The sequence below is a fragment of the Bacillus sp. ISL-39 genome, from assembly GCF_018613295.1.
GTDB lineage: Bacteria > Bacillota > Bacilli > Bacillales > Cytobacillaceae > Mesobacillus.
Map to the genome: position 1 here is coordinate 77,815 of NZ_JAGGQM010000002.1, position 22,859 is coordinate 100,673.

22 protein-coding genes and 2 pseudogenes are annotated in these 22,859 nt (G+C 37.1%); 4 read left to right on the plus strand and 20 right to left on the minus strand.

What is annotated here, in order from left to right; genetic code table 11:
- Positions 1 to 56 precede the first annotated feature (56 nt).
- From J7E37_RS02040 to J7E37_RS02060, 5 genes are all read right to left on the minus strand, one after another.
- The gene (locus J7E37_RS02040) at positions 57 to 1,058 is read right to left on the minus strand and encodes an IS3 family transposase (RefSeq protein WP_215022158.1); all 1,002 of its coding nucleotides are present in this window, start codon (positions 1,056 to 1,058) and stop codon (positions 57 to 59) included.
- A complete protein-coding gene (locus J7E37_RS22410; RefSeq protein WP_215022160.1) occupies positions 961 to 1,215 on the minus strand; it encodes a helix-turn-helix domain-containing protein in 255 nt (84 codons plus the stop codon). The genes J7E37_RS02040 and J7E37_RS22410 overlap by 98 nt, the downstream gene beginning before the upstream one ends.
- 257 nt (positions 1,216 to 1,472) lie before the next feature.
- Positions 1,473 to 1,703 (minus strand): hypothetical protein, encoded by a 231-nt coding sequence (locus tag J7E37_RS02050; RefSeq protein ID WP_215022162.1) that lies wholly within the window; start codon positions 1,701 to 1,703, stop codon positions 1,473 to 1,475.
- A gap of 37 nt (positions 1,704 to 1,740) precedes the next feature.
- Entirely contained in the window at positions 1,741 to 2,025 is a 285-nt protein-coding gene (locus J7E37_RS02055; RefSeq protein WP_215022164.1) for a helix-turn-helix domain-containing protein, read from the minus strand.
- Positions 2,026 to 2,915: 890 nt separating this feature from the next.
- On the minus strand, positions 2,916 to 7,025 hold the full coding sequence (locus J7E37_RS02060; RefSeq protein WP_215022166.1) for a phosphodiester glycosidase family protein: 4,110 nt from the start codon (positions 7,023 to 7,025) through the stop codon (positions 2,916 to 2,918).
- A 307-nt stretch (positions 7,026 to 7,332) separates the two neighbouring features.
- Here J7E37_RS02060 and J7E37_RS02065 point away from each other — a divergent pair, with 307 nt between their 5' ends.
- A complete protein-coding gene (locus J7E37_RS02065) occupies positions 7,333 to 7,989 on the plus strand; it encodes a pyridoxamine 5'-phosphate oxidase family protein (RefSeq protein ID WP_215022168.1) in 657 nt (218 codons plus the stop codon).
- Between the two features lie 307 nt (positions 7,990 to 8,296).
- Here the strand turns inward: J7E37_RS02065 and J7E37_RS02070 are convergent, their stop codons facing one another.
- From J7E37_RS02070 to J7E37_RS02085, 4 genes are all read right to left on the minus strand, one after another.
- Positions 8,297 to 9,205, minus strand: coding sequence for a proline dehydrogenase family protein (locus J7E37_RS02070; protein WP_353049976.1), 909 nt, complete (start codon positions 9,203 to 9,205; stop codon positions 8,297 to 8,299).
- A 318-nt stretch (positions 9,206 to 9,523) separates the two neighbouring features.
- The gene (locus tag J7E37_RS02075; RefSeq protein WP_215022170.1) at positions 9,524 to 10,108 is read right to left on the minus strand and encodes a GNAT family N-acetyltransferase; all 585 of its coding nucleotides are present in this window, start codon (positions 10,106 to 10,108) and stop codon (positions 9,524 to 9,526) included.
- Positions 10,109 to 10,144: 36 nt separating this feature from the next.
- Positions 10,145 to 10,783, minus strand: a complete 639-nt coding sequence (gene trhA, locus J7E37_RS02080; protein WP_214782914.1) for a PAQR family membrane homeostasis protein TrhA — start codon at positions 10,781 to 10,783, stop codon at positions 10,145 to 10,147.
- A 143-nt stretch (positions 10,784 to 10,926) separates the two neighbouring features.
- Positions 10,927 to 11,199, minus strand: coding sequence for a hypothetical protein (locus tag J7E37_RS02085; RefSeq protein ID WP_215022172.1), 273 nt, complete (start codon positions 11,197 to 11,199; stop codon positions 10,927 to 10,929).
- Between the two features lie 140 nt (positions 11,200 to 11,339).
- Between J7E37_RS02085 and J7E37_RS02090 the strand changes: the two genes are divergently transcribed.
- Positions 11,340 to 11,690, plus strand: coding sequence for a DUF2200 domain-containing protein (locus J7E37_RS02090; protein ID WP_215022173.1), 351 nt, complete (start codon positions 11,340 to 11,342; stop codon positions 11,688 to 11,690).
- Positions 11,691 to 11,822: 132 nt separating this feature from the next.
- Complete coding sequence (locus J7E37_RS02095; protein ID WP_251009415.1) at positions 11,823 to 12,254, plus strand: hypothetical protein; 432 nt, start codon at positions 11,823 to 11,825, stop codon at positions 12,252 to 12,254.
- Between the two features lie 104 nt (positions 12,255 to 12,358).
- On the opposite strand, the gene J7E37_RS02100 is transcribed toward J7E37_RS02095, so the two are convergent.
- From J7E37_RS02100 to J7E37_RS02120, 5 genes and pseudogenes are all read right to left on the minus strand, one after another.
- On the minus strand, positions 12,359 to 13,222 hold the full coding sequence (locus J7E37_RS02100) for a GNAT family N-acetyltransferase (protein WP_215022175.1): 864 nt from the start codon (positions 13,220 to 13,222) through the stop codon (positions 12,359 to 12,361).
- A gap of 1,032 nt (positions 13,223 to 14,254) precedes the next feature.
- Positions 14,255 to 14,443, minus strand: a complete 189-nt coding sequence (locus tag J7E37_RS02105; protein ID WP_215022177.1) for a hypothetical protein — start codon at positions 14,441 to 14,443, stop codon at positions 14,255 to 14,257.
- Positions 14,444 to 14,523: 80 nt separating this feature from the next.
- Positions 14,524 to 14,970, minus strand: a pseudogene (locus J7E37_RS02110) (GNAT family N-acetyltransferase).
- Positions 14,971 to 15,066: 96 nt separating this feature from the next.
- On the minus strand, positions 15,067 to 15,492 hold the full coding sequence (locus J7E37_RS02115) for a DUF3995 domain-containing protein (protein WP_215022179.1): 426 nt from the start codon (positions 15,490 to 15,492) through the stop codon (positions 15,067 to 15,069).
- A gap of 192 nt (positions 15,493 to 15,684) precedes the next feature.
- On the minus strand, positions 15,685 to 16,161 hold the full coding sequence (locus tag J7E37_RS02120; protein WP_215022181.1) for a DinB family protein: 477 nt from the start codon (positions 16,159 to 16,161) through the stop codon (positions 15,685 to 15,687).
- 124 nt (positions 16,162 to 16,285) lie between these two features.
- On the opposite strand from J7E37_RS02120, the pseudogene J7E37_RS02125 reads away from it, so the two are divergent.
- Positions 16,286 to 16,526: pseudogene (locus tag J7E37_RS02125) on the plus strand (IS110 family transposase); the annotation flags it as partial.
- Positions 16,527 to 16,738: 212 nt separating this feature from the next.
- On the opposite strand, the gene J7E37_RS02130 reads toward J7E37_RS02125, so the two are convergent.
- The 6 genes from J7E37_RS02130 to J7E37_RS02155 all read right to left on the minus strand — a co-directional run bounded on the left by J7E37_RS02130 (position 16,739) and on the right by J7E37_RS02155 (position 22,711).
- Positions 16,739 to 17,269: a VanZ family protein gene (locus J7E37_RS02130; RefSeq protein WP_215022183.1), complete on the minus strand. Its 531-nt coding sequence runs from the start codon at positions 17,267 to 17,269 to the stop codon at positions 16,739 to 16,741.
- 177 nt (positions 17,270 to 17,446) lie between these two features.
- A complete protein-coding gene (locus J7E37_RS02135) occupies positions 17,447 to 18,328 on the minus strand; it encodes an aminoglycoside 6-adenylyltransferase (protein WP_215022186.1) in 882 nt (293 codons plus the stop codon).
- 209 nt (positions 18,329 to 18,537) lie between these two features.
- Positions 18,538 to 19,002 (minus strand): NUDIX hydrolase, encoded by a 465-nt coding sequence (locus J7E37_RS02140; RefSeq protein WP_215022187.1) that lies wholly within the window; start codon positions 19,000 to 19,002, stop codon positions 18,538 to 18,540.
- Between the two features lie 148 nt (positions 19,003 to 19,150).
- A complete protein-coding gene (locus J7E37_RS02145) occupies positions 19,151 to 19,957 on the minus strand; it encodes a GNAT family N-acetyltransferase (protein WP_215022188.1) in 807 nt (268 codons plus the stop codon).
- 144 nt (positions 19,958 to 20,101) lie between these two features.
- On the minus strand, positions 20,102 to 21,055 hold the full coding sequence (locus J7E37_RS02150) for an MBL fold metallo-hydrolase (protein WP_215022189.1): 954 nt from the start codon (positions 21,053 to 21,055) through the stop codon (positions 20,102 to 20,104).
- A gap of 183 nt (positions 21,056 to 21,238) precedes the next feature.
- Complete coding sequence (locus tag J7E37_RS02155) at positions 21,239 to 22,711, minus strand: amidase family protein (RefSeq protein ID WP_215022190.1); 1,473 nt, start codon at positions 22,709 to 22,711, stop codon at positions 21,239 to 21,241.
- Between the last annotated feature and the right edge of the window lie 148 nt (positions 22,712 to 22,859).

The following is a 22,859-nucleotide window of genomic DNA, read 5'->3' on the forward strand; positions in this document are numbered from 1 at the left end:
AGTGATGGATTACTAAAAATCAGCTCATTCATTCAAAGGGAGCCATTTCCTTCCCTTTATGCGGCGGAAAACTGCTTACGAAAGTTAACAGGAGACTGTCGGTCCCAACGCTTTTGCCTTCTTGTGTGATTATAACGGTAGATATAATCGTCTATTTTGGCTTTTAAATCCTCTATATTTTGTACAGAATAGGGATGAATAGCTTCGCTCTTCAAATGGGAAAAGAAACTTTCGATACATGCATTATCGATAGGATTCCCAGGGCGGGACATGCTTGCCTTTATCTCATAGGATTCAAGCGTGTCCTGATATACCTTGGATGTGTATTGTCCTCCCCGGTCGCTATGGAGAAGGACACCCTGCACATCCTTTTCTTTTTGGACTGCGCTATATACCGTCTTGATCACCAGTAATGATCCTGCCTTTTCTCCCATCTCATACGCTAGGATTTCATTGCCATATAGATCCATCACGGCAGAAAGGTATAAGCTGTTGTTCCCCACTTTGAAAGTGGTAATGTCAGTAACCCATTTTTCATTTGGTTGTGTGACAGTAAAGTCCCTTTTTAAAAGATTATCTGCGATTACTTCGGACTCTGTCTGTTTATGAAGATTGATATTCTGTGACTTTCGCTTTCTTCGAATAATGGATTGGATACCTAGGTCTCGACAGAGATGGTAAACTCGCTTGTGATTAATCACCATCTTATGTTCTTCCTGGAGCTCCATGTGGATTCTTCGGTATCCCCACTGGCGGTCTGATGCCTTATAAAATTCTTGGACCAGTTCCTTCAAGTCCGAATCCCTATCGATGTCCATGTTCTTCTTGAATTTGTAGTAACCACTTACAGATACGCCTAGGTAATGACAAAGCTCTTCTACTGTAAATTGTCCCCTTAATGCTTCTATAACTTTAAATTTTATCTTCTTCCCTCCTTGATCAAGATTTCCTCTAACTTTTTTAGGACGGCATTCTCCAATTCCAGCTTCCTGATATATATATCCTGATCTGAAGATGAATTTTTTGCCCTCTTTTATCAAGAAAGAATGTATTTCCATTCTGTAGATATCTACTCCACCAAGTCTTCACCGTACTGTTTTTAATGTTTAACTCATTGGCAATCTGAGAATAGGAACGTCCATTCTTTTTTAGTTCAATAGCTTTGATTTTAACTTCCATTTCATAGTTTTTATAGATTTGGCCTTTTTCTGGCATAATGAATCACCCCTTAAGATGGTTTCCAAACTGGTTGTTTTTCAACCTCTACTTTAAAGGGTGTACATCACGGTTCTTGTGTATCATTCGAGAATAGAAACATTTCAAATAGTTATATCTTCTTACTTATAAAGCCTTATCCACCAAGGGATAAGGCTTTATAAGATTATTAGCTTTTCAATGGCTTCAAAGCGTGTAGCTTGTATGTAACATATAATAAATTTGTTTTCATTCACAATAGGCCAGTACTTCTATTCCTAACTATATGCTTCCAAATATAAACTTTTCAACGCCTTCCTAGCCGCTCTCCTCGCACTCCGCCTATCCATCCCAATCCCTATAAAATCCTTAATTGGTGGCTTATCCTGGCAAATCGTCACAACGACTTTATAATGATCTGGATACTTAATGATTTCCATCTCAATCTCATCGTTATACTCATTGATGAATTGCGATACTTTTCTGTCAATAAAATCTATTGTCTGCATAGTTACCTCCTGTGGGATAGGGATCTACCGCTTTTTTTTACATAGCCTTTATTTCTTCTACTTCTTTTGTGGTGCTGATAAGGTAATTTTGGTTTTCTTCTACTTCATTAATCTCCTGACTCAGTCCCAAAAATGTTATGCTGAATGCTGCGGCTAGTTTATACAATGTATGTAGCGTCGGACTAGATACATCTTTCTCTAAATTGCTTATGTACTTTCTGTCCAAATTACTTAATTCTGCTAAATCTTCTTGGCTTAGGAAATGTTTTTTACGTAACGGTTTTAATTTGTGGCCGAATTTAATGGTCTGTTTCTCTTCCAAGGCGGTTACTCCTTTTTAAAACCATTAGATACCTACCGAAAAGTGTTGACCACGCACTATAATGACCATTTGTTTCTCTTATCCAACATTCATGCATGATAACAAAAAAAACGACAACCTATAGCTGTCGCTCAGTTATAAAAAATTTCATTTGGGGGCAGCTTGGTTGTTCAGCCTGAGCCCTTTCTTCTATCCGATTTATATTTTGAAAAGTTATCCATTCACTTCAGCAGCACCCCTCATTTTCTGTACGTCAGCACGAAATCCCGAATCTTTATAAATGATATACCAGCTTGCTAAATCCCTTAAAAAAGATAATTTAAAAAACCTTAATTGGTTCTTAATCTTAACTTAAAAAACGAAAGCTAGAACGATTGTGGTAGAACAACAAAAAGGAAAAACAAATATTATTCATATAGGAAGGATGATATTTCTGTTAATTTCCTATCGGAATTATCATGGCGGGAACAACAATTTGGTAGTTGTCGAAAGTTATGGAGTGATTACCACTAGTTTAAAGGATAAGCAAACAGCTATAAGAACACATAAAAGAAAAATAAGACGATTATAGGCTAAACTGAAGTGAATCATAAAGTTGAGCAGCAGATTTTCCAAGACCTTATTCAAGGTCTTATTTTATTGGTGAAAAAACGGCTTCTAATCGTGAAGCAAATGGAATTAATTTAACCTTCGTTCATTTCTTTTTCAAATCGCTATCCAAAAGTCCTTCCTCTTCTACATTTACTATAAAGTAGTCCGATCCTGAAAGTTCGTGTTCAAAATCTACTTGATTACCGCTCAACCTATTACTGACAATTAAGGGATACAACGATGACTCATAATGAAAGGCCAGACCCTTGCTGAATAAGGGACTGGCCTGTCCATGGCATTTATTCTTCTAAAAAATAATCTTCATTTAATACTGTAAACTCATCGATGACTTCTCCGTCTGATGTAACCGTCGTAAAGGTGATTTTGTCTTTATCAACCTTTGCCTGCATGGAAACAGCGATGTTCTCCATGTTGACATATTCAAATTTCTCATCAGCAACAGCGTCGTAGTGTTTCTTGCCAGTTGTTCCGGCTACTACATAAATGGTGCCATTTGAATCTTCCTTGCCAGCCTTCAGTTTTTTCGTCCTGCCGTAAGAATGGTCGTGTCCTGAGAAGACGATATCGATTCCGAGTTCATCAACGACTGGAGGCAGTTTTTCCTTCATGATGTCATTACCGCCAAAAGGATTCGTAAAGTATGGCGGCTTATGGGTCACAAGGATTTTCCATGGCTTGTCTGAATTTTTCACATCCTGTTTCAGCCACTCAAGCTGCTGTTCCAGCACTTCTCTCTCGCTCGTGTACCCTAACACGCTGATGTGCATATTATTGTAATCGACTGAGTAGGTCCCGCCTCGGTCGATTTTAGGCCGGTTTTCAGGTGAGTTGAAAATCGCTTTGGCCAAGCTTCCATCTGCATCACCCATGTATTCATGGTTGCCTAAGGTTCCGGCAAAATCGGTTGTGCGAATCTTATTGTACTGGCTCAGTGATTTCAAAGCGCTGTCCCACTGCCCGAACTTGGACGATTCATCAACCAGGTCTCCAACATGAATCATGAATGATAAGTCTTTTTCATTCAGATCTCCAAGGATTTTATTAAAATCAGTCAGGTCTGAAGGAGACTGAGTATCCCCCAGGACAGCAAACTCGAAGCTTTGCTTTCTTTTCAATGTCGTGAATTCATCAAAATCGGACCAGTTCTTCCCATCGCCTACCCGGTAGATGTAGGCGGTATCCTGCTGCAGTTTTTCCAGCTTCACTTCATTCACTCTGACAATTCCGTTCTTCTTGATATCCTGCTCGCCTGAGAAGACCTGGCTGCTTGATGATCCAGTAATCGTTTCAAGAGCTGCTTCACCCTTCCTGTCATAGTCCTGTTTTCTGGCAAATTGGATCAAACTTTCTCCTTCTGCCAGTGGACTGGACATCCAGGTGAACGCCTTTTCCTTATACGGGTCTCCAGTTGGAGTGGATAAAATGTTTTTCATTTCATACATAGCTGCAAGTGCAGGATAGGTTTGTGTATTCCATTTGAACGAATACTTGCCATCCTTGACAGCGTAAATGCTAACTTTCTTTGCATCACTTGTCAGCGATTCAACCATGAGCTTTCCATCGTGATCTGTCTTCCCTAACAGAACAGGCTCATTTGCACCCTCGACTAGAGCAAATACTTCCGTGTCTTGTGCCACTTGGTTTTGGTCATTTTTGACCGTCAGGCTAAATGGCTTTCCAATCAGGATTGGCTCCCCTTCAATGGCAAAGGCCCCTTCCACATTAACGCTTACCGGTTCCATTGAATAGGTAGAAACAAAGTTTTCACCCCGAGGAATCTCGTAGTTTAGGTTAGCTTCCAAAATTTCATACGTTAACTTGCTTCCTTCCTTCACAGAGGCAGGTATCCTGATTCTAATGGATGCCGCGTCTGCATCGGCAGCTGGTTCACCGCTCTTGACAATTTTCATGGTCAGCAGTCCTGTCTCTTCTTCATAACTGAATGTACTCGTCTTGAATGCCTCAGCAAACTGGACATCCTCTACCGGAAAGTTCTTATCAACCTGGAGCTTTATAGCTGTCCCGGTGATCTCATTAGGATTCGTTGCCTTGACAGCCAGCTCAAATACATCTCCGAGAAGCGCTTTTTCTTGCTTCTTCATTAAATCGATTTTCGCTGAACCAGTATTAACGGTAAAATAGACCGTCTTGATTGCCTGATTGCCAAATTGGTCGGGTACCATCAGCGTGACTTTGTGCGTTCCGTCTGCCCAGTTCAGTCCGCTTAAAGATATACTTCCGTCCATATCATAGGAGAAATGTCCTTCGGCACCGGCATAATTCTTGCCGTCCACAAAAACATTGATCTTTTCCCAGTCAATTCCCGTTTTAAATGGATCATCTTGATACTCATTGACTTCTGCTTTCAAATTCACTGCACTGGTTGTAAAATTCTTTCCATCCACGTTAATGGACTGAATCTCCGGTGGATACAAATCATCCATTTTTTCACCGTAGACGGCACGGATGTTGTCAACATAGATGGAGCCTTTCGTCATCGGGCCCGTAATCCCTGACTTTGTAGACATCAACCGGATTGTCTGTGTCCCTGATAGTTTGAAAGGACCAGTAAATGAAGCCGGTATTTCAGCCTCAACGTATTTCCAGCCCGTCCAGTCGATGCCTGGCTTCTCGCCAGTAAAATTGAGGGCCTGGCTTTTATTATTACCGTCAACAATCAGCATGCGCAGCCAGTAGCCTTGAGCTTCAGGGGTCCCATAAACCCACATTCCGATTCCTGTAGGATTGTCATTGACGGTTGTATTCACACCCGGACCTGCATAAACTCCCAGTGTTGTACCTACCGGTGAATTGGTAAAATCAAAGTCCAGCTTTAATGATTGATTTCCGAACCTTACTGGGGAAGGATATTTCGAAAGGCTCACAACCCCTTTTTCACCGCGATTCGCAGTGGCCGTCCTCCAGCTTCCAAGGTCTTTTTCAAAATCGAACACAACTTCAGGAAGCTTCCCGACTGAAACCTTCATTTCAGCAGAGAGATCCGTACCCTTGAGACGGGCTGTTATCATCCCGGTTACATTCTGGTCTCCTGTTTGCAGGACACCTGCTTCAGTGATGCTTCCCATTCCTTCCGGTATCTCAAATTCAATATCGTTTAAGTTCCAATCTACTTCCCGTTTTTGAAACTTTGTGATGAGTCCAAGATTCACTTCGCTGTTTCGAGCTGAGGTCAGTTCAGCAGCTGAAAAAGCCATTTCATCAGGCTGGGCAATCTCGATGATACTTTTGCCAACTTCTCTTCCTTCATGCTTTAAAACAACATGAAACTGGCCTGTTTTTCCATTGGAAACAAATGTGCCGTTTTCAAGAATTGTACCGAATGAAGGGTCGGACAGCTCCCAGGTTAGTCCCGTTTCAGGCAATGAAGCCGAAGCCATTGACTTGTCCCTGCCTTTTGCGGAGAAGGCTATCGTTGATCCAGGCGTGAACGACTGGTCATACGGCTGGACATAAGCTGAATCGAAAACATGATCAGAAGGAGTATTGGAAACGATCAGCCACGAGTTGGCGACGCTTCTTTCTGCCCGGTCAGATGGCTTATTGTCAACCTCCATCTGGTCTCCACCTAATTCACGTGTTGTGAAGGTTGATGACCCTCCCCCATCCAGGTTCAGGGCACTCACCGCTCCCAGGTCAATCATCATTTGAGCCAGGTCAGGCATTGAAATCCCGGCTGAATACGGCTCCTGTCGTCCGTCCACAACGACAAAAAACACATCTCCGTCCTGTTTGATTCCGACGGCTGTCCGCGGCTCTTTATCTGCACCGGTTTGCGGAGTCTGATAGACTTGGCCGTTTTTTACTAGAATCGCATTCCCGCCTAAAGCCTCTTTGATTTGGTCCTTCATTCCTTCAAATTCGCCTGGAGTACCAATCACAGCCTCGCCTGATTTCTTAATCGCAAAGAATTCCTGTGATGACAGTGATGTGCCCTTAATGGCCTGTCCATCCTTATAGACATAGCCAGATGGCTCTCCCGTTGCCATATTGTAAAAGTCAGCATTCACTGCAGCGACTACGGTATGGTTTTCAGCATTTGCCGCTTCCGCCTGCTTCCTCACTGGCTGCAAACCGAATGCCGTGCCATCATTCGGTGTCCCCGCCTCAATGGCAACAGATGCGTCCTGCATGTCGACCTCAACAACAAAACTCTCAAGCTTTTTCCCTTCCTTGCTTTCAAAGCTGTAATGCTTTTCCATGACTCCAGAGGCCAGGTCGGCGTTGTACTGATTGATCGGGGTCTGAATGACCGGCGATTTCAATTCGAAGTCTCCAAGTGCTAACGTTGATGCTGGAGAAATTAACGTACTCGCCATAACCGCAAAAACTAGAGTGGCTTTGAATCCCTTTTCCCATTTCTTCTTCATCGTTCTCCCCCTCTAAAGGATAATTTAACCGCTATGTAATGCATCTCTTTTCTTCTCCATCATATTTTGCCTCTATTAATCTAGTATTAATTAAATATTAAATTATTAACATAAATGGAAAAGGGAGGAAAGACCTAGTGGGAGTTGGGAAATAGTCGATGGGGATGTATTAGGACAGTTCTTTCATTTAATAGAGAGATTGTAAGTGAAAAATCATTAATAAATTTAGTCGGCCTTTGTTCGATGCTAACTAAATTCACTAAACCTACCGTATCTATAAAATGGTATTATTGGTATATATTCCATTATGAAAGGTGATTCTATGACTATAAAATCTCAACACATTATTTCTACACAAGAAGAATTTGAAGAGTTTCGTTCCTCGATCGGCAATCCTAGCCCGCGGGCAGCCAATAAAGTCATTTCATTTGTTGATGAACATTGCAGAAACTTCATATTAAAATCTCCGTTTTTATCATTGGCCACATCAAATATAAATGGTCATTGTGATGTGTCACCACGAGGGGATGCACCCGGGTTTGTAGCAGTCCTTGATGAGAAGCATTTGTTTATTCCTGAACGGCCAGGAAATCGAAGAATGGATTCTGTCCATAATATAATGACTAACCCTCATATTGGCCTGCTGTTTCTCATCCCTGGATTAGGTGAAACATTAAGAATAAATGGAAAAGCCTATATTTCTCGTGATCCTGAACTGCTTGAGAAATGTGCTGTGAAAGGAAAAGCTCCTTTGTTTGGTTTATTAGTAGAAGTGGAAGAATGTTATGCTCATTGTGCAAAGGCTTTTATCAGATCAGAGTTATGGAAGCCTGATTCTTGGCTGGAGAAAGATGTTCTTCCCTCCGTTCCCAGCATGTTAGTCGCTCACTCAAAGATCCCGAATGTTTCTGCTGAGCAAGTGGCAATGGAATTAAAAGAGGGTTATACAAACAGGCTTTATTGACAGAACTTTTTTAAAGGTAAAAAAATGAGTAAACGTATTTATGTGGTTCGCATATTAACGGGATAGATTTTAAAGGTGATCAAGATAGCTGTGTTATTCATTCATCGATATTCATTTTCCATGGTTACATAAAAAGGCTGAACCAGCATCTTATCTGGTTCAGCCTTTTTTTCTCGATACCGCTTTCAATTAGCCGATCTTTCAGCATTGTGTTTGCTTTCATTTCATTTCGATCCACACTTCATATCCCCCATGCCACAAAATGAGAGTTTGCAGGCTAGGCGGCAAATCAATATTAGTAAGAAGTTTATTTCGCCACTAAACTTTTCAACACAAGATTCAAATTTTGTGGGCGTTCTGCCAGTCTTCTCATAAAATATCCGTACCAGTCTTGCCCATATGGTACGTAGGTGCAGAAGGAATATCCTTCTTCTACTAGTTCTAGCTGCATATCTGTTCGGAAACCATATAGCATTTGGAATTCAAACTTATCTTTCGGAATATCATTCTCCATCACAAATTTTTTAACTTCATTAATAATGTTGTGGTCATGTGTTGCGATCGATGTGAAACCTGGATGCATCAGTCGCTTTTTAATCAGTTTCAAGTAATTCGCATCAATTTCTTCCTTTTTTTGCAGAGAGACTTGTTCATTTTCCTTATATGCGCCTTTTACGAGTCGCAGCCGCATATGCTTTAGATTTTCAATATCATTGTCTGACCTGTAGAGATAGGCTTGAATGACTGTACCGATATTATCGTATTCAACTTGCAGCTGTTTTAATATATCAAACGTCATTTGGAGATGACTGTAATCTTCCATATCTATATTTACAAAAATTCCGTATTCTTTTGCTGCTTCCATTATTTCCTGCATATTTTTCAGGCAAAATTCTTGATCAACATCTAATCCCAGTTGTGTTAATTTAATTGATAAATGTGCGTCTACACCTGATTGTTTAATGGCTTGCAATGTTTTTAGGACACTCTCTTTGGCTTCTATTGCTTCATGCTCATGAGTAACAAATTCACCTAGATGGTCTACTGTTGCACTAATACCATGAGAGTTTAGATTTTCCACTGATTGTATCATTCCATCTGTGTCAATTCCTGCTACAACTTTCCCCGCCCCGAGTTTAAATCCCCATTTTTTTGCACTAGCATTTAGTAACTGATTTTTTGACAACGCCATGAAAAAATCTCTCGCTATAGCCACTGCACATTTTCCTTTCTGTTTTATATTAGGAAAGCTTTCTTATAAGTTAGATACCCTTTTCACTTGTACAATAACTTATTAATTTTTAAGCAAAATGACTGCAGCAATAAAAAAGACAAGCCCTTTATTGATCACAAGGCTTGTCTGTTCTATTTTCCAACCAAAACATGATCAATTGATCTGGATTCGTCTTCCGTGCACATATAGCATAACGATCAGGTTCTGTGAGAACCCTACTCTCTGCCATTGATTATGCTTCTCTCTTTTTAATATCCAATCTATCTATCTGTACTTTTTTAAAACTTTTTTTGCAAGCTTTTACTCCATTCCTTTTTCATGATAATTACGATATCGACTCTGACCTGGTCCATTTATTTCTCTGACCTTTACTCTCCAAATCATATGATCAAAATCTTCACCCCAGTAATCCTCTAATAAGATTTCTGGTTCTCCAAATTTCTTTTTCCAGATTGATTGGGCCCTTTTATACCCACTATCCAACCAAAATTCTTTTATCCCTCTTTGATGTAAGGTGTCATACATTGCCTTCAAGAGTAAATTACCTACTCCATTCCTTTGGTAATCAGGATGAACAAATACTGTACCTACCTCAACAAGAACTTCATTGTTTATGCAATTTCTTATGATTTCATTTGCTAGGCCAAATTCAATAGAGCCAATGATTTTGCCACCATAGAAGGCAATTAGAAAATACCGGCTCTTACCATTGCTATCAAAATCACTTTCTAAGTATCTTCTTTTTGCTTCTATTTCTTCTTTAATATCATCCAATTGGTCCCCAATACCTTCTTTAATAAACGTATCGGTGATCACTGTTCTAAAAAATTCATTTAACAGTTCTTTATCCTCAGTTTTCGGCCTTCTAACCTCGACAGTAAGCATGCAAAGACCTCCGCTTTTATCGATATTTTTCTAGCTTCAAGGCAGCAAACTCAAAACCGCAAAAAAATGCATGATCGATCCGGCTAATACAAACACATGCCAAATTGCATGGTGGTAATGGAATCCGCGCCAGACGTAAAAGATGGCTCCTACTGTATACAAGACTCCTCCGATCACCAGGAATAATAGTCCTTGTGATGATACATTCTGTGTCAGTGGTCCCCATGCAAAGACGATCAGCCAGCCCATGACGACATATAACACGGTGGATGTATGCAGGAAGCGTTTGACGAATAAGGATTTGAATACTGTTCCTGCGATGGAAAGGCCCCATACGATTCCGAACAGTGTCCAGCCTAATGCTCCTTTTACAGCGATGAACAGGAATGGTGTATAGGTGCCGGCAATGAAGAAATAGATGGATGAGTGGTCCATGATTTCAAAGAAGTCCTTTGCTTTGCCAGGCGGAAAGCTGTGGACAAGAGTGGATGATGTATATAACAGAACCATGGTCGCGCCAAATAAGGTGAAACTCACGACATGCCATGCTGTTCCGTACAGGGAAGCAAACACAATCAGGATAACAAGGGCAGCAATGCTTAATAATCCACCGATGCCATGGATAATTGCATTCGCGATTTCCTCTCTCTTCGTAAAATTATGTACATTGGCCATACTGTTGACTCCTTTGCTCTATATAACAAATCTGTTTCTATTATATTAGACCATTAGTATATCACCTATGACTTTGATTGGTGAAAGGATATGGGTCAGCTTTATTTGGATAGCTCTTAACACGAAAAAGCAGAGATACCCCTTCACCTTCTTCTCCCTCTCCATACACCCAACTGAAAAACAATCCCTGTATAGGTAACGAAAATCGATGTGGCAATGATGATTTGCTGATGAGTAGACCAGATATGCAGAATGGTTTTTTGAAGATTGTCTGTAAGGTGCAGATAGTAGGTATACACCAATAAAAAGGAAAGAAATAATAAGAAGACAAACCGAAGCATACGGAAAAAAGAGCTTTCTTCGAAAAAGATTCTAGGTGTTTTACTTCCCTTGTTGGAAAGCACTGTCTTAGCCATCAACCACACCCCCAAATACATATGCTTTAATATTCTTTCCTAACAGGCCAATTTCCTTTGATTTCTTTAATAAAAACAAATTTGTACCAGCTAATTCTTCGTACTATAATGAAGAAAACAATTTTAAGGGAGTTTGTATCTTGAGCAAACATAAAATCTATACTATGAGTTTCGCAAGTGTCTATCCACATTATGTCAATAAGGCGGAAAGAAAAGGACGTACGAAATCAGAAGTCGATGAAATCATCACCTGGTTGACAGGATATAGCCAGGAAGAGTTAGAAGCCATACTGGAAAAACAGACAGACTTTGAGACCTTTTTTGCTGAAGCTCCAAAGATGAATCCTTCGAGAGACTTGATCAAAGGCGTAATCTGCGGAGTCCGAGTCGAAAACATCGAAGAACCGACCATGAGGGAAATTCGCTACCTGGACAAGCTGATCGATGAGCTTGCAAAGGGAAAAGCTATGGAAAAGATTCTGCGGAAATAATAAGAATTTCAAGAACACACCGACTATTATTAAAGGTCGGTGTTTTTTTTGTCTTTATTGAACATTAACCGCCTAGCGAAAACCACATACTTTCCTAGTTCCAGGAAAATAATAACCCTATGAGGTGATATTATGTTAATTCCTAAAATGTTGATTTCCCTAAGCCTTTTTTGCAACTTAGGGATTATTACTGCTAACAGCCAAATTACTGTACCTCCGCCAAAAGTGATAAAAAGTATTCATACAAACATTCCCGAAACGAACAATTGGGTTACTGTACCAAAAGGTACTGAAGAAATAACAATTTATGTAGAAGCCGAAAACACAGAAACTGTTCTATTTTGGCTTATACCAACTGGTACTGAGACATGGTGGGAAAGAACTCTTATTGGATATGCAATAAATACAGAAAAAGAAAAAACTTTTAATAGTCCACAGACATTTTCGTTAACATGGAAAATTGACAAGCCTTTTCTTCACGACCATATAGAAGCTCAGCTTATAGGAATGAATGAAGTTACTGGTGGTGGAAGCATTAACATTACCATGGAGAGAAAAGAATGATCTATAACCTTCTCTTTCGACTTTAACTATACGGAGCAAACCTGCTTATTGAAGATACGCACCCTTATGTTTAAGGGCATTTAGTCACAATAAGAAATATTTTTTTATCCAAAAATCTGGGCAGCAATTCCGAATAATGTATTGTTTCTAGGCGGCATTTCAGCAGAATGAATCACCATTACTGGTGGTTGACTCACTTGTTTAAATCCTCGCTGCTCCAAAAAGAACATAAACTCTTCATTGCCTGAAGGCACATCAATCCTTAAATTTCCTTGGTGCCTAGAGGCTAATCTATCTACTATTAAAGCAGCTGTTTGAGAATCAGGTGCTACGATAGGTCCTAATATTAGATTAATTGGTCCAGAAATAGATATTCCAAAACCAATAATGTTCGCTTGGTGATCTCTAACTACTAAGCATTTTTCTGATTGATTAATTCTATTTTGAAGAAATTTGCTTCTTTTATCTCCAAATGCAGCCTTATCTAACTTTAAAATTTCTTTAAGATCATTACTATTGAACTCTTCAATAGTAACACTACCGCTTTTGCTAAATGGTTTATAGTCATCACAAAGAAACTTATGAACACAATCGACAGTTATAAAGCCCATTTTTTCATAAAGGGGTCTACCTTCTTCAGTTGCAATTAACATAATTGAAGTGTTGCTTAAAGTAAAATCTATACACTTTTGAGTTGCATCTTTCCCTAATCCCATTCCCCTATACTCTTTATGAACAATTACCATACCAATCGAAGCTAACTTAGTATCATATGGAATTATTGCAGCACTAGAAACAATTTTCCCCTCAAAATTTTTATGGCCGAATATTTTACCAGACAATAACACTGTTCCAATCTCATATTCATTATAATCCCACCCGACTGATGCTGATAACTCTATTAAACCCTTGATATCATTCTTACGAAATTGCACTAATTCTAATTCCGACTTTTTCAATATAGCCATGACAGATTTCCCCTTTTTACCTTATCTAATCACATTTTTATATCTTCTTGTTTATTTAACTATCCTTCTTCGTTCAATAAGGAATTAACAAAAGGCGGTTAATCCTGCCAGGAGCAACGCACCCTTATATTTATGTATAATTTTTCGCAAAGTATGGTGTCATTCTACCTTGAAATTGTAGGAGGGTTTACAGTATATTCAGGTTTGTAAGTATAATCATTAAAATAATCCCTCCGTATATTAGAAAAGTAACTATGGCTGCAACCCACATAAAAACTTTATATAAGGGATACTTGTAGGCAGTATAAATAAAAATGCTAATCTGAATAAGCATCAGTACGACAAGAAGGAGACTGCCCTAATTAAGAGTCATATTTTCACCATCCAAATTACTTTAGCCTAACTTTTCCCATTCTTCCTATTTAAGTAAACCTGCACAGTTTGTTTCAATAATCATTGCCAATTCAGCAGGACGATCTGGTCACTTGCTCTCCTTTACTTAATTAGTGGGCCTTAGAATTAATAGCTAAAGAACTTGCCTCAATACTTGGAAAACTGCTGGATTAGTAATGAAACCAAAAAGCAGTAAAGTAACACCTATCCTTTTACTCGTTCTTGATAATGCTTTATTTTTTCTGAGGGAAATTACTGAAAAGATTGTGAATACAGGATAAACAATAAAAGAAATAACTAAAAATATTAAAAAAGCATCTCTTGCATTATTTGTCATTAATTTATCCAATATCCTAAAGTCCATTGCAAAAAGCAAACTCCACTTAAACTAAGTAAAAACCATATTGGTAGTTTTATAATTTAGACTCCTTTGAAGTCCCCTTTGCTTTCTTCTGATAATAAAAAACAGATTCTGCAGTAAAGCACCCATTAACACAATAAGCCTTTCCTATTTATTTACGATCTTTCATTTTCTTATTTTTTCAGTGAATTCTTATTGAACTATCTTGCATCGTTTGTTCCATACGATAAAATGCTCCTTGAAACGGAAGCGTGAAATTACACCATTTCCCTACCGATTTAAGCTCTTCTGTTTATGATGTGTTTAGAGTCTCCCCTGTTTTGTTCTTTCGACTTTTGCTTTTTTAACTCATTAATCTCTTTTTTCAATTCCTTTATTAAACGTGAGTCGTCTATGCCTTTTGTAACGGCTGTTTTAATAATTAGATAAAAAATAAATAAAAAAATAATGCCGTATAGTAATTCCATACTAAGCCCCCTTAACATTTCCCATCCTTATTTAGCACTTTATCTTCTACATTACTGCATTCTTTAGTTAGATAAGAGTTTTATTTACATTCATATTCCATTTCATGAAATTCAAAAGAGCTACCATTTGTATCTTGCTTAAAAGTCTTTTTATCAATAAAGCCAACTTTTCTATATAATTTAATTACCCTTTGATTAAAAGCTGCTACTGATTAGGTGATTTTTTCAGGTCTAAATTCTGATTGAATAAAGTCCATACCTTCTCTTATAAACCCTGTTCCCTCGCCTTTCCCGGTTAGATCGGGTCTCATTCCAAGTCCAATATCACAAGTTTTATCTGAAATTTTTATAACACTTAAGAACCCGACCAATTCATTTCTTACTGTAACAGCGTATTTAGAAGTTCCTCTTTTTTGGGGATTTAAGAATTCAGCTAAATCTTCTTCATCAGCTTCCATATCATAAAAAGAATATTCTCCGTCATAATGCCAATTAAATGCAATATTTTCAGCTTGCTCTTGTATCAAAAAATGAAATTTATAAGCAAATTTATATCACCTTAATATCTTTAAAATTTTCAACTCCTTCTCTCACTATCCTGCCACGTTCGCTAATAACAAATTTCATATAAATGATGCTAGCAAAAAAATGAGACTAATCCATACACATAGAGGTGAATAGAAGGCGGTATCTCGTTTTGCAAATCTTGTATGTTTGATTTTCTTAAAAAAACCTATGTATTTCCCTTCACCAATACCACGTAACAAGAAAACAAGTCCTCCAGCTATACAAAGCCATTTTGTAAGGGGGGAGGATTTGATGGCTATGAACCAATCTATTTGAACTAATAGAAGTACAGATGCAAAAAAGCAAAGAAATCCGATAAAAAGTGTACCTAACATTCTTGGTTGTAAAACTGGTAATTTACTGTCATCTCTAGTCGGAAGAGCCGAATTTACTCCCCAACTTCCTCCAAATGCCCAAAAAAAGTGTAACATACCAATAAATATAAATATTAGAGACGTTATTGCTATTAAAATCTTAATCAATTTACCACCTCTTTTGTATGTTAGCATTCTCCGAATTAAAAATGGCCATCTCATTAGGGTACTCATTTATCAAATATTTTAGCACTAAAGCCACAATTTCATTCATTCTTTATCTAATTAAACTATTTCTTTAGTTCAACAAAAAAAGCTGCCTTTTGAGAGAAAATCTTAAAGGGAATCGTACGGTTTTTTTCAGTAAGAATGGACAGATCTTAACTCACGGCCAACCAAATTAGAGGATACAGGCTGTAGTTCCAATTCTCTTGCCCAAACTGAAAGCTGACCGATATGATGAATTTCGTGTGCAATAATATGGTGAAGTATATCATTCACAGTGTATCTTGCTTCATCCCAGGGTACACCGACACTCAGTTCCTTTAAGTCAGAAAGATCCACTTTTAAAAAATCAGCTATTTCAATACGTAATTGATCTGAAAGTGACTTAACCTTTTCAAGTGTATAATAATCAGCAAACTGAAAAACTACATCCTCTTTCCCCTGGATACCACGAATCCAACTATATTCCACATCAATTATATGAAAGAGTGTGTATAAAATATTTCCTACTCCTCCTTTACGATCCATTAATAGCTCTTCAATTGTTACTTGATCACACCAGTCAAACCACTCATCTCTTACCTGCCAGTTATATTCAAAAAATTTAATCATTGTACACACCCCAAATTCAGCTTAATAAAATATATTCTATTTAAAGACAACCATTACCTTCTGAACCTGTTTCGTTATTTCAATAACAAAAATGCCGCCCTTGAATGGCAGCACCAAAAACATAATCACAAAAAGAGGAGCCAGCAGGCTTCGTCACGCCTTATATATGGCTGTTCGTTGTGCTATACGTGACTGTCGCAAGAGCAAAACAAGCGGAGGAAATCTTTTCTCGAAATAAAAAATTACGAGAGCTCTATAATAAGAATCGCAAGGAAGGAAAACCATTTAAAGTAGCTGTAATTGCTTGTGTAAATAAGCTCTTGCATTGGATATTTGCCCTTTTAAACAACAGAACAACTTTTTAATATATAGTATAGAAACAACATCTAACTAAATAACGTAAAACCTTCCATTTCAGAGGATAAGAAGGTTATTTGGTCCCTTTTTAGTTATCACGATGGATTTTGAAATTTAATGAAAAATATTGACAAACTATTAGCCTGGTTTAGCCTAACAACGAATGAAGTGTGATGGAGCACAATATGGAGCTATTGCACCCGTTTAATAAAGAACATTGTTAATTTTGTTTGGCAGACATATGAATAATGCTTTTAAGTGTTTTTAGTACAAGAAAGCCGATTATAGAACCTAAAGTGTTCAATATAATATCATCAACATCAATTGCCCTAATTGGCAGCAATAATTGTACTAACTCAATACATGCAGAACTTAGTAATCCTACTAATCCAACGCTTAGTACACTATTTAATTTTTTAAATTTTAATGCAATCATAAACCCTAATGGTACAAACAATATAATATTACCAGCAATATTTCTTAAGGGAACCATAAAATAAGAGTGGCTTAGTAAATCTTTTATACTTGAAAATGGTACAAAATTATTTGAAGGACCATATCTATTAGGTATACCAATTTCAATAGGGAAAATGGTCATTCCAATTATCCATAGAACACTCAATAAAAAAAACAGATTAATTACTTCTTGTTTTAATTCCATTTTCTTCTTTCTATAAATGACAGCAATACCTTTAATAATAAACCATAAAACTATTATTACTATTGCTGGTACAAGAAAATATATCCTCAATTTCACACCCCGACAAATTTTTTTCTAACTATCAATGACGATAAATATTCAAATTAGTTTCATTCTTTATTGAAGTAACCTGCCTCTATAGCTACATAAGGAATTCAACAAAGGGTCCCCAATCCTTCTGGATCAAAACACCCTTGGGTTAAAGATTTTATGAAAAAGATAACTTTATTATAAAATTTCTTTCGCATCAGATGGCAAATATCTTACATGTTTAAGGAATTTCGTCATGTTTTCATCGTCATCAAAAGGATATGTGAATAATAGATTATCTGATACATCCTTTGCTAAAGTTCTAAATAACTCACATGTAACAAATATGGAGTCCCAAAAATTTTCATAGTTATAATCGGAATGAGTATTTATATACAATTCCCAATATGGTTCTGGAAGATAGTTTTTAAAATATTTGCCCATCTTACCTGTTGAGACTTGGAAGTTATATTTCGTTCCAATCCACCATGATACCATTTCATCAAGTGATGCTCTGGTGGTATATTCAAACATTGATTTTGCGTATGGTAATTCGTCTCGCCAAATTCCTTTTGCAACATTTTGTAAACACCACCAAAAATCATTAGTGCAACTCGCAAACATTGGTTCTGATGGCTTTTTCACTTGATAATCAATATCCGAAGGCGGAGGAATGATTGGTAAAATGTTATCTTTATCTAATAATGGAACAGTAAGTTTATCACTGACATAACCATTAATCATAGAATCTTTTGTTTCTATATGAAGGTCAATTCGATTCCCGTCAGTAAAAAGCATTAAATATCCATATGAACGTTCAAGATCCCTGTCCAAACCAATTTGTTTATCCATTTTGTCAGGTTCTTGAAGCATCAATAGATCCCCAAAAATTTTAATCCAATCTTCGTCTTCTATAAAAGATGCTATTTCCATCACTACATAAACAATATCGTAATCTTGAAAAATATCTTTTGGAACATTTGGGTTAGTTCTGGAACCGTTCATATATACTGCTCGGATTCGTTCATCCTCTTCTGCTACCCTTAATATTAAATCAATCATATCCTTTTCACTTCTCAAGAGTATTCATCCCCTGTAAATTGAAAATTTCTTGTATTTTATACTTGCCAGTTAATTCTGAATAAAAATAGTAATACCTCTCGAAACCAAAAATATTATTAATTTTTCTTATTTCACTAAGCTGCTTCATTAGCCAAAAAAGAAAAATGCCCTAAAAATTAGGGATTGTAATTTCTGGCCCCGTTATTGAAATAGTAGAAGTCAAACTATTATTTTATAATCGGGTTTCTTCTCCCTTCTACCCAATCATTAATAAAAGTTTTTTGACGTGGGTTTAAGTTATAAGGAAGTTCTGTCTTCCTGAAAAATCGATGTTCCCTACTTTCAATATCCTTTTGTTTTAATTCTCCTTTATAATGTGTAGCTTTGAAAATGATTTGAACACTAAAGACTTTATCTCCATTAGGATATTGAACAAAACACTTTTCTCCTGAATAGATTCCAAACAACTCTAAATCCGTAACTCGTAATGCTGTTTCTTCAAAAGCCTCTCTCTTGGCGGTCTCTTCAAAAGTTTCTCCAATTTCCATAAGCCCTCCAGGAATACACCAATTGTCTTCATCCGTTCGATGTTGCAATAATATTTGATCGTTTTCTTCTATTATAATCCCGCACCCAACTGTCAACAGAGTATCGTGGCCTATATACCTTCTCATCTCTTTTATATAATTCATCGACTTATCTCCTTCATCAAATTATTTCCTTTCAGTTCAATATGTTGGACACTTCCTTTTAATCGGCATAGTTTATTCAAAAAGAAACTCAACTGTAAAGTACGTTAACCCTTAATGGATCAACGTACTCTTTAGTTAAATAATGTACTTACTTTTCAACCCATATTGCCTTTGTATAAGCTATACTCAATCCCGCTCTTTCCATATTATTTTGACTGATGGAACCAAATTTTGCTTGTCCAACAATTAAATCACAGTTTTGTAGAATTGCTTGGTAGATACGATGCTTTATTACTGCACTTTGTATACCTTTATTTCTAAAAGTCGGTAATGTGGCCGCTGCAGCTAAAGTAGCTATGCTGTCTTTTATGAACAAAACTCCAATTCCAGCAGGTTCGTTTTCATAACTTGCTAGATAAAATGTCCAATTTTTTATGTTATAAAGTATTTCATTATTTTGTGCTATTCCACTTTTTAAGAACGTTGGCATTTCGAAACCTTTCGTGTAGATATCTGCAAAAGTATCAAATTCGTTACGTTTTAACTTACGGATATCAATTTTTTGTTCATAGCTTGTTTCTACAATAGAGAGTGGAGCAAATAGAGTTGTATGAAAATCATTTTGATAAAAACCAGTTTCACTGAGGTGGGTTAATAATTCTGGAGAAGTATGTGCTGGAGTTAGTTCAAATCGAACAGGAATCTCTTTTTGTTTGTAAAAATCAATTATCTTATCTATTTGCTTTTCATCACCTTCTTTTAGCCCCTTAACCGTGTTGAAGGATGGACCAGGTATGTTCTTTACCGAGAATGCCGTTGCATTGCCAAACTTTTGGATTTCAACCTTCATTGGGTTCCCAGCTTTTTTTTGCATTTCTGTTAACCTAGAGGTTAAAGTATCGATTTCTGAAATCTCCAACCTCTCTGCTAATCCCTTATTGACAACTAAACTCATTATCACAACTCCCCCATAAAAAGTAATTAGTGCTATATTAATTCCAAAGTGACATTAATATCTCCTTTTGATGAACTAGCCTCCAAAAAAGGGGCGTTAATCTGGACTTAATCAACGCAAAGTGTAAGTGCATTCCTCACAATATTAGACATGATTTTTTTCTTTGAGTTCATTATATACCGTTCTTAAATTTCTCTTATATCCATCGAGACCTGTCCAAGTGGAATATTCTTCAGGTGTTTCTAAAGCTAAAATTTGTTCCATTTGTAGTCTTCTTTCCAAAGCACGACTTACCCTATCAGTAAGGTGATGTAAATAGTTTAACATTACATCTATTTGACTATTTGTTACTAAGTTACCGTGACCTGGAACGATTCTTTGAATATCCAACTTAGAGAGTTTTATTAAGTTGTCAATAAATTCTTGAGAATTGTAAATAGGAGGATGAAGGTTCTCTAATACGATATCACCCATAAATGCAATTTTCTCTTTAGGCAAATATAAAAAAGCATCACTCGGAGTATGCCCCCCGCCAAAACAATAAAACTCTACGCTTCTAGTTTCACCATGAAGAATAAGTCTATTTTCAAAAGTCAGATTAGGAAGCACAATACGAAGCTCAGGAATTGAATCGAGGACCTTTTTCATTTCCTTTATTTGATTTTCTAGGCTTACTTGTAAAATCGTAATACGCTCTGCCTCTAATCTTTCCTCCAACTGATCCAAGTAATTTCTCATTTCCTTCATTTCTTTATTCGGATTGGTGATAACATTTTTATCCCTATGTAACTCCCTTGTTTTAGTAGTTGAAATAATGGTTACATCTTCAAAAATTTGATTTCCAAAAGTGTGATCTCCGTGGTAATGGCTGTTAAAAACATATTTAATTTTTTTTTGTGTGATTTCTTCCGCTAATCGCCTTAATTCTTTAGCAGCGCCTGGAGTTGTAAAGGTATCAAAAATGACAATTTCTTTGCCAATATCAATAAATCCAGAGTTTCCCATCGCCCCTTCGCCTTTTTTTGCAATGGCAGCATATACACCATCTGCTAGTTTTTCTACAGAGAAATAAGGTGATTGTTTTTTACTTGTGATCATTTATTTTTATCTCCTTTAATGATTTTTTTACGGAGACATTGCTATCAACAATCTTGAAGTAAAGCAGGGATTTTCCTATAAAAAACATTGAATTCTACACTACCCTTCCCGATTCAACGAACCCTTTAGTCTAGATACGATTCTTCACAAATTTTACCTTTCATACTTTCAAGTTGTATTCAATCATTCTGTTCCAAAGTTCGGTTTTTTTCGAAGGTTAGTGGCCTGTTCAAAGGCATATGCCAATTTAATTAATTTCCCTTCACTGTAAGCTGTTCCTGCAAAGGTAATTCCAAAAGGCCGGCCGTTTTGCTTATATCCAGCAGGTATGGCAATGGATGGATATCCTGCTTTCGCACTAATTGTTGAACCTATATATGAGGGGAAAAGAATTGAATCTAGATTGTATTTTTCCAAAGCAAGGTCGATACCTTGATCCTGGGAAAAATACAGGTCTTCCAATTTGTTTAATATATAATCGGGATTCCTTAATGTATTTGGAAAAGAGACTCTTTGTTCCAATTTATCCTGGCCATATTTTAATGCTTTTTCCTTGTTGTTTTGATTATATTGAATTAAATCTTTAATTGAATGAATAGGTAAGTTTGTTGGGAGTTGTGAAAGAAAATTATCTAAACTGTGTTTCAGTTCGTAGAGATTTACTCCCCACTTCCATTCCCTATGAAAGGAAGGTATTTCTATCTCTTCTATAATGGCTCCCTGATTTTTAATAACTTGTATAGCTTTTTGAAACAAGGCCTCATCATACTCATCCGAAGTTAGAAAGTCATTAGATGGATTTTTAACTATGCCGATCCTGGCTCCTTTTAGGCCCTCGGAATCAAGGAATAAAGAATAGTCCTGCTCTATCCTTCCTTCACTTTTAAAGGTCGCAGCATCTTCCTTATCTATACCAGCCAGAACCCCGAGCAAAAGGGCTGCATCCGTAACATTCCTTGCCATTGGCCCAGCAGTATCATGAGAATATGTAAAAGGAATAATACCGCTTCTGCTAATTAAACCTACGGTTGGTTTGATTCCCACCACTGAATTTTGTATAGCAGGACTAAGAATTGAAGCATCTGTTTCTGTACCAACGGATAAAACCGTAAAATTGGCAGCAACTGCCACAGCAGAACCAGAACTAGACCCGCCCACAAATAGGTCAGGGTCTCCATAAGGGTTTAATACTTGCCCTCCTCTCGAGCAATACCCAGCCCACATTGTTGAAGACATTGCATTAGCTAATTCAGTCATATTCGTCTTACCTAAAATAACCGCACCTGCTTCACGGAGCTTTTCAACAAGGAACGCATCTTTTTCCGCTATATACTGCTCCAATGCAATGCTACCTGCACTTGTATGCATAGAATCCGAAGTTTGAATATTATCTTTTAATAGGACAGGAATTCCATGCAACGGTCCTCTAACACCCTTAGTGTTTCTTTCGTGATCAAGGGCTTCGGCTAAAAAGATAGCGTCAGGATTTATTTCAAGAACGGAATTGATTATTGGTCCGTCCTGGTCATATTTCGCAATCCGATACAAATAGTACATTACTAATCCTTTTGAAGTTATGAACCCATTTTCCATGGCACTTTGAATCTCATTAATCGTTAATTCTTCCCTATAAAACTCATTAAAACTAATAGTCATAATAATGCCCCTTATTAAATTGCGAATTTACATTATTTTAACACTTTTATAAATATTTGGGTGCTATTTCATTAAACCATTTTTATACTAACTTGCCTATTAGTTAAATAAGGAATGAATCAAAAAGGTGCCTCAATCCTCATGGTTG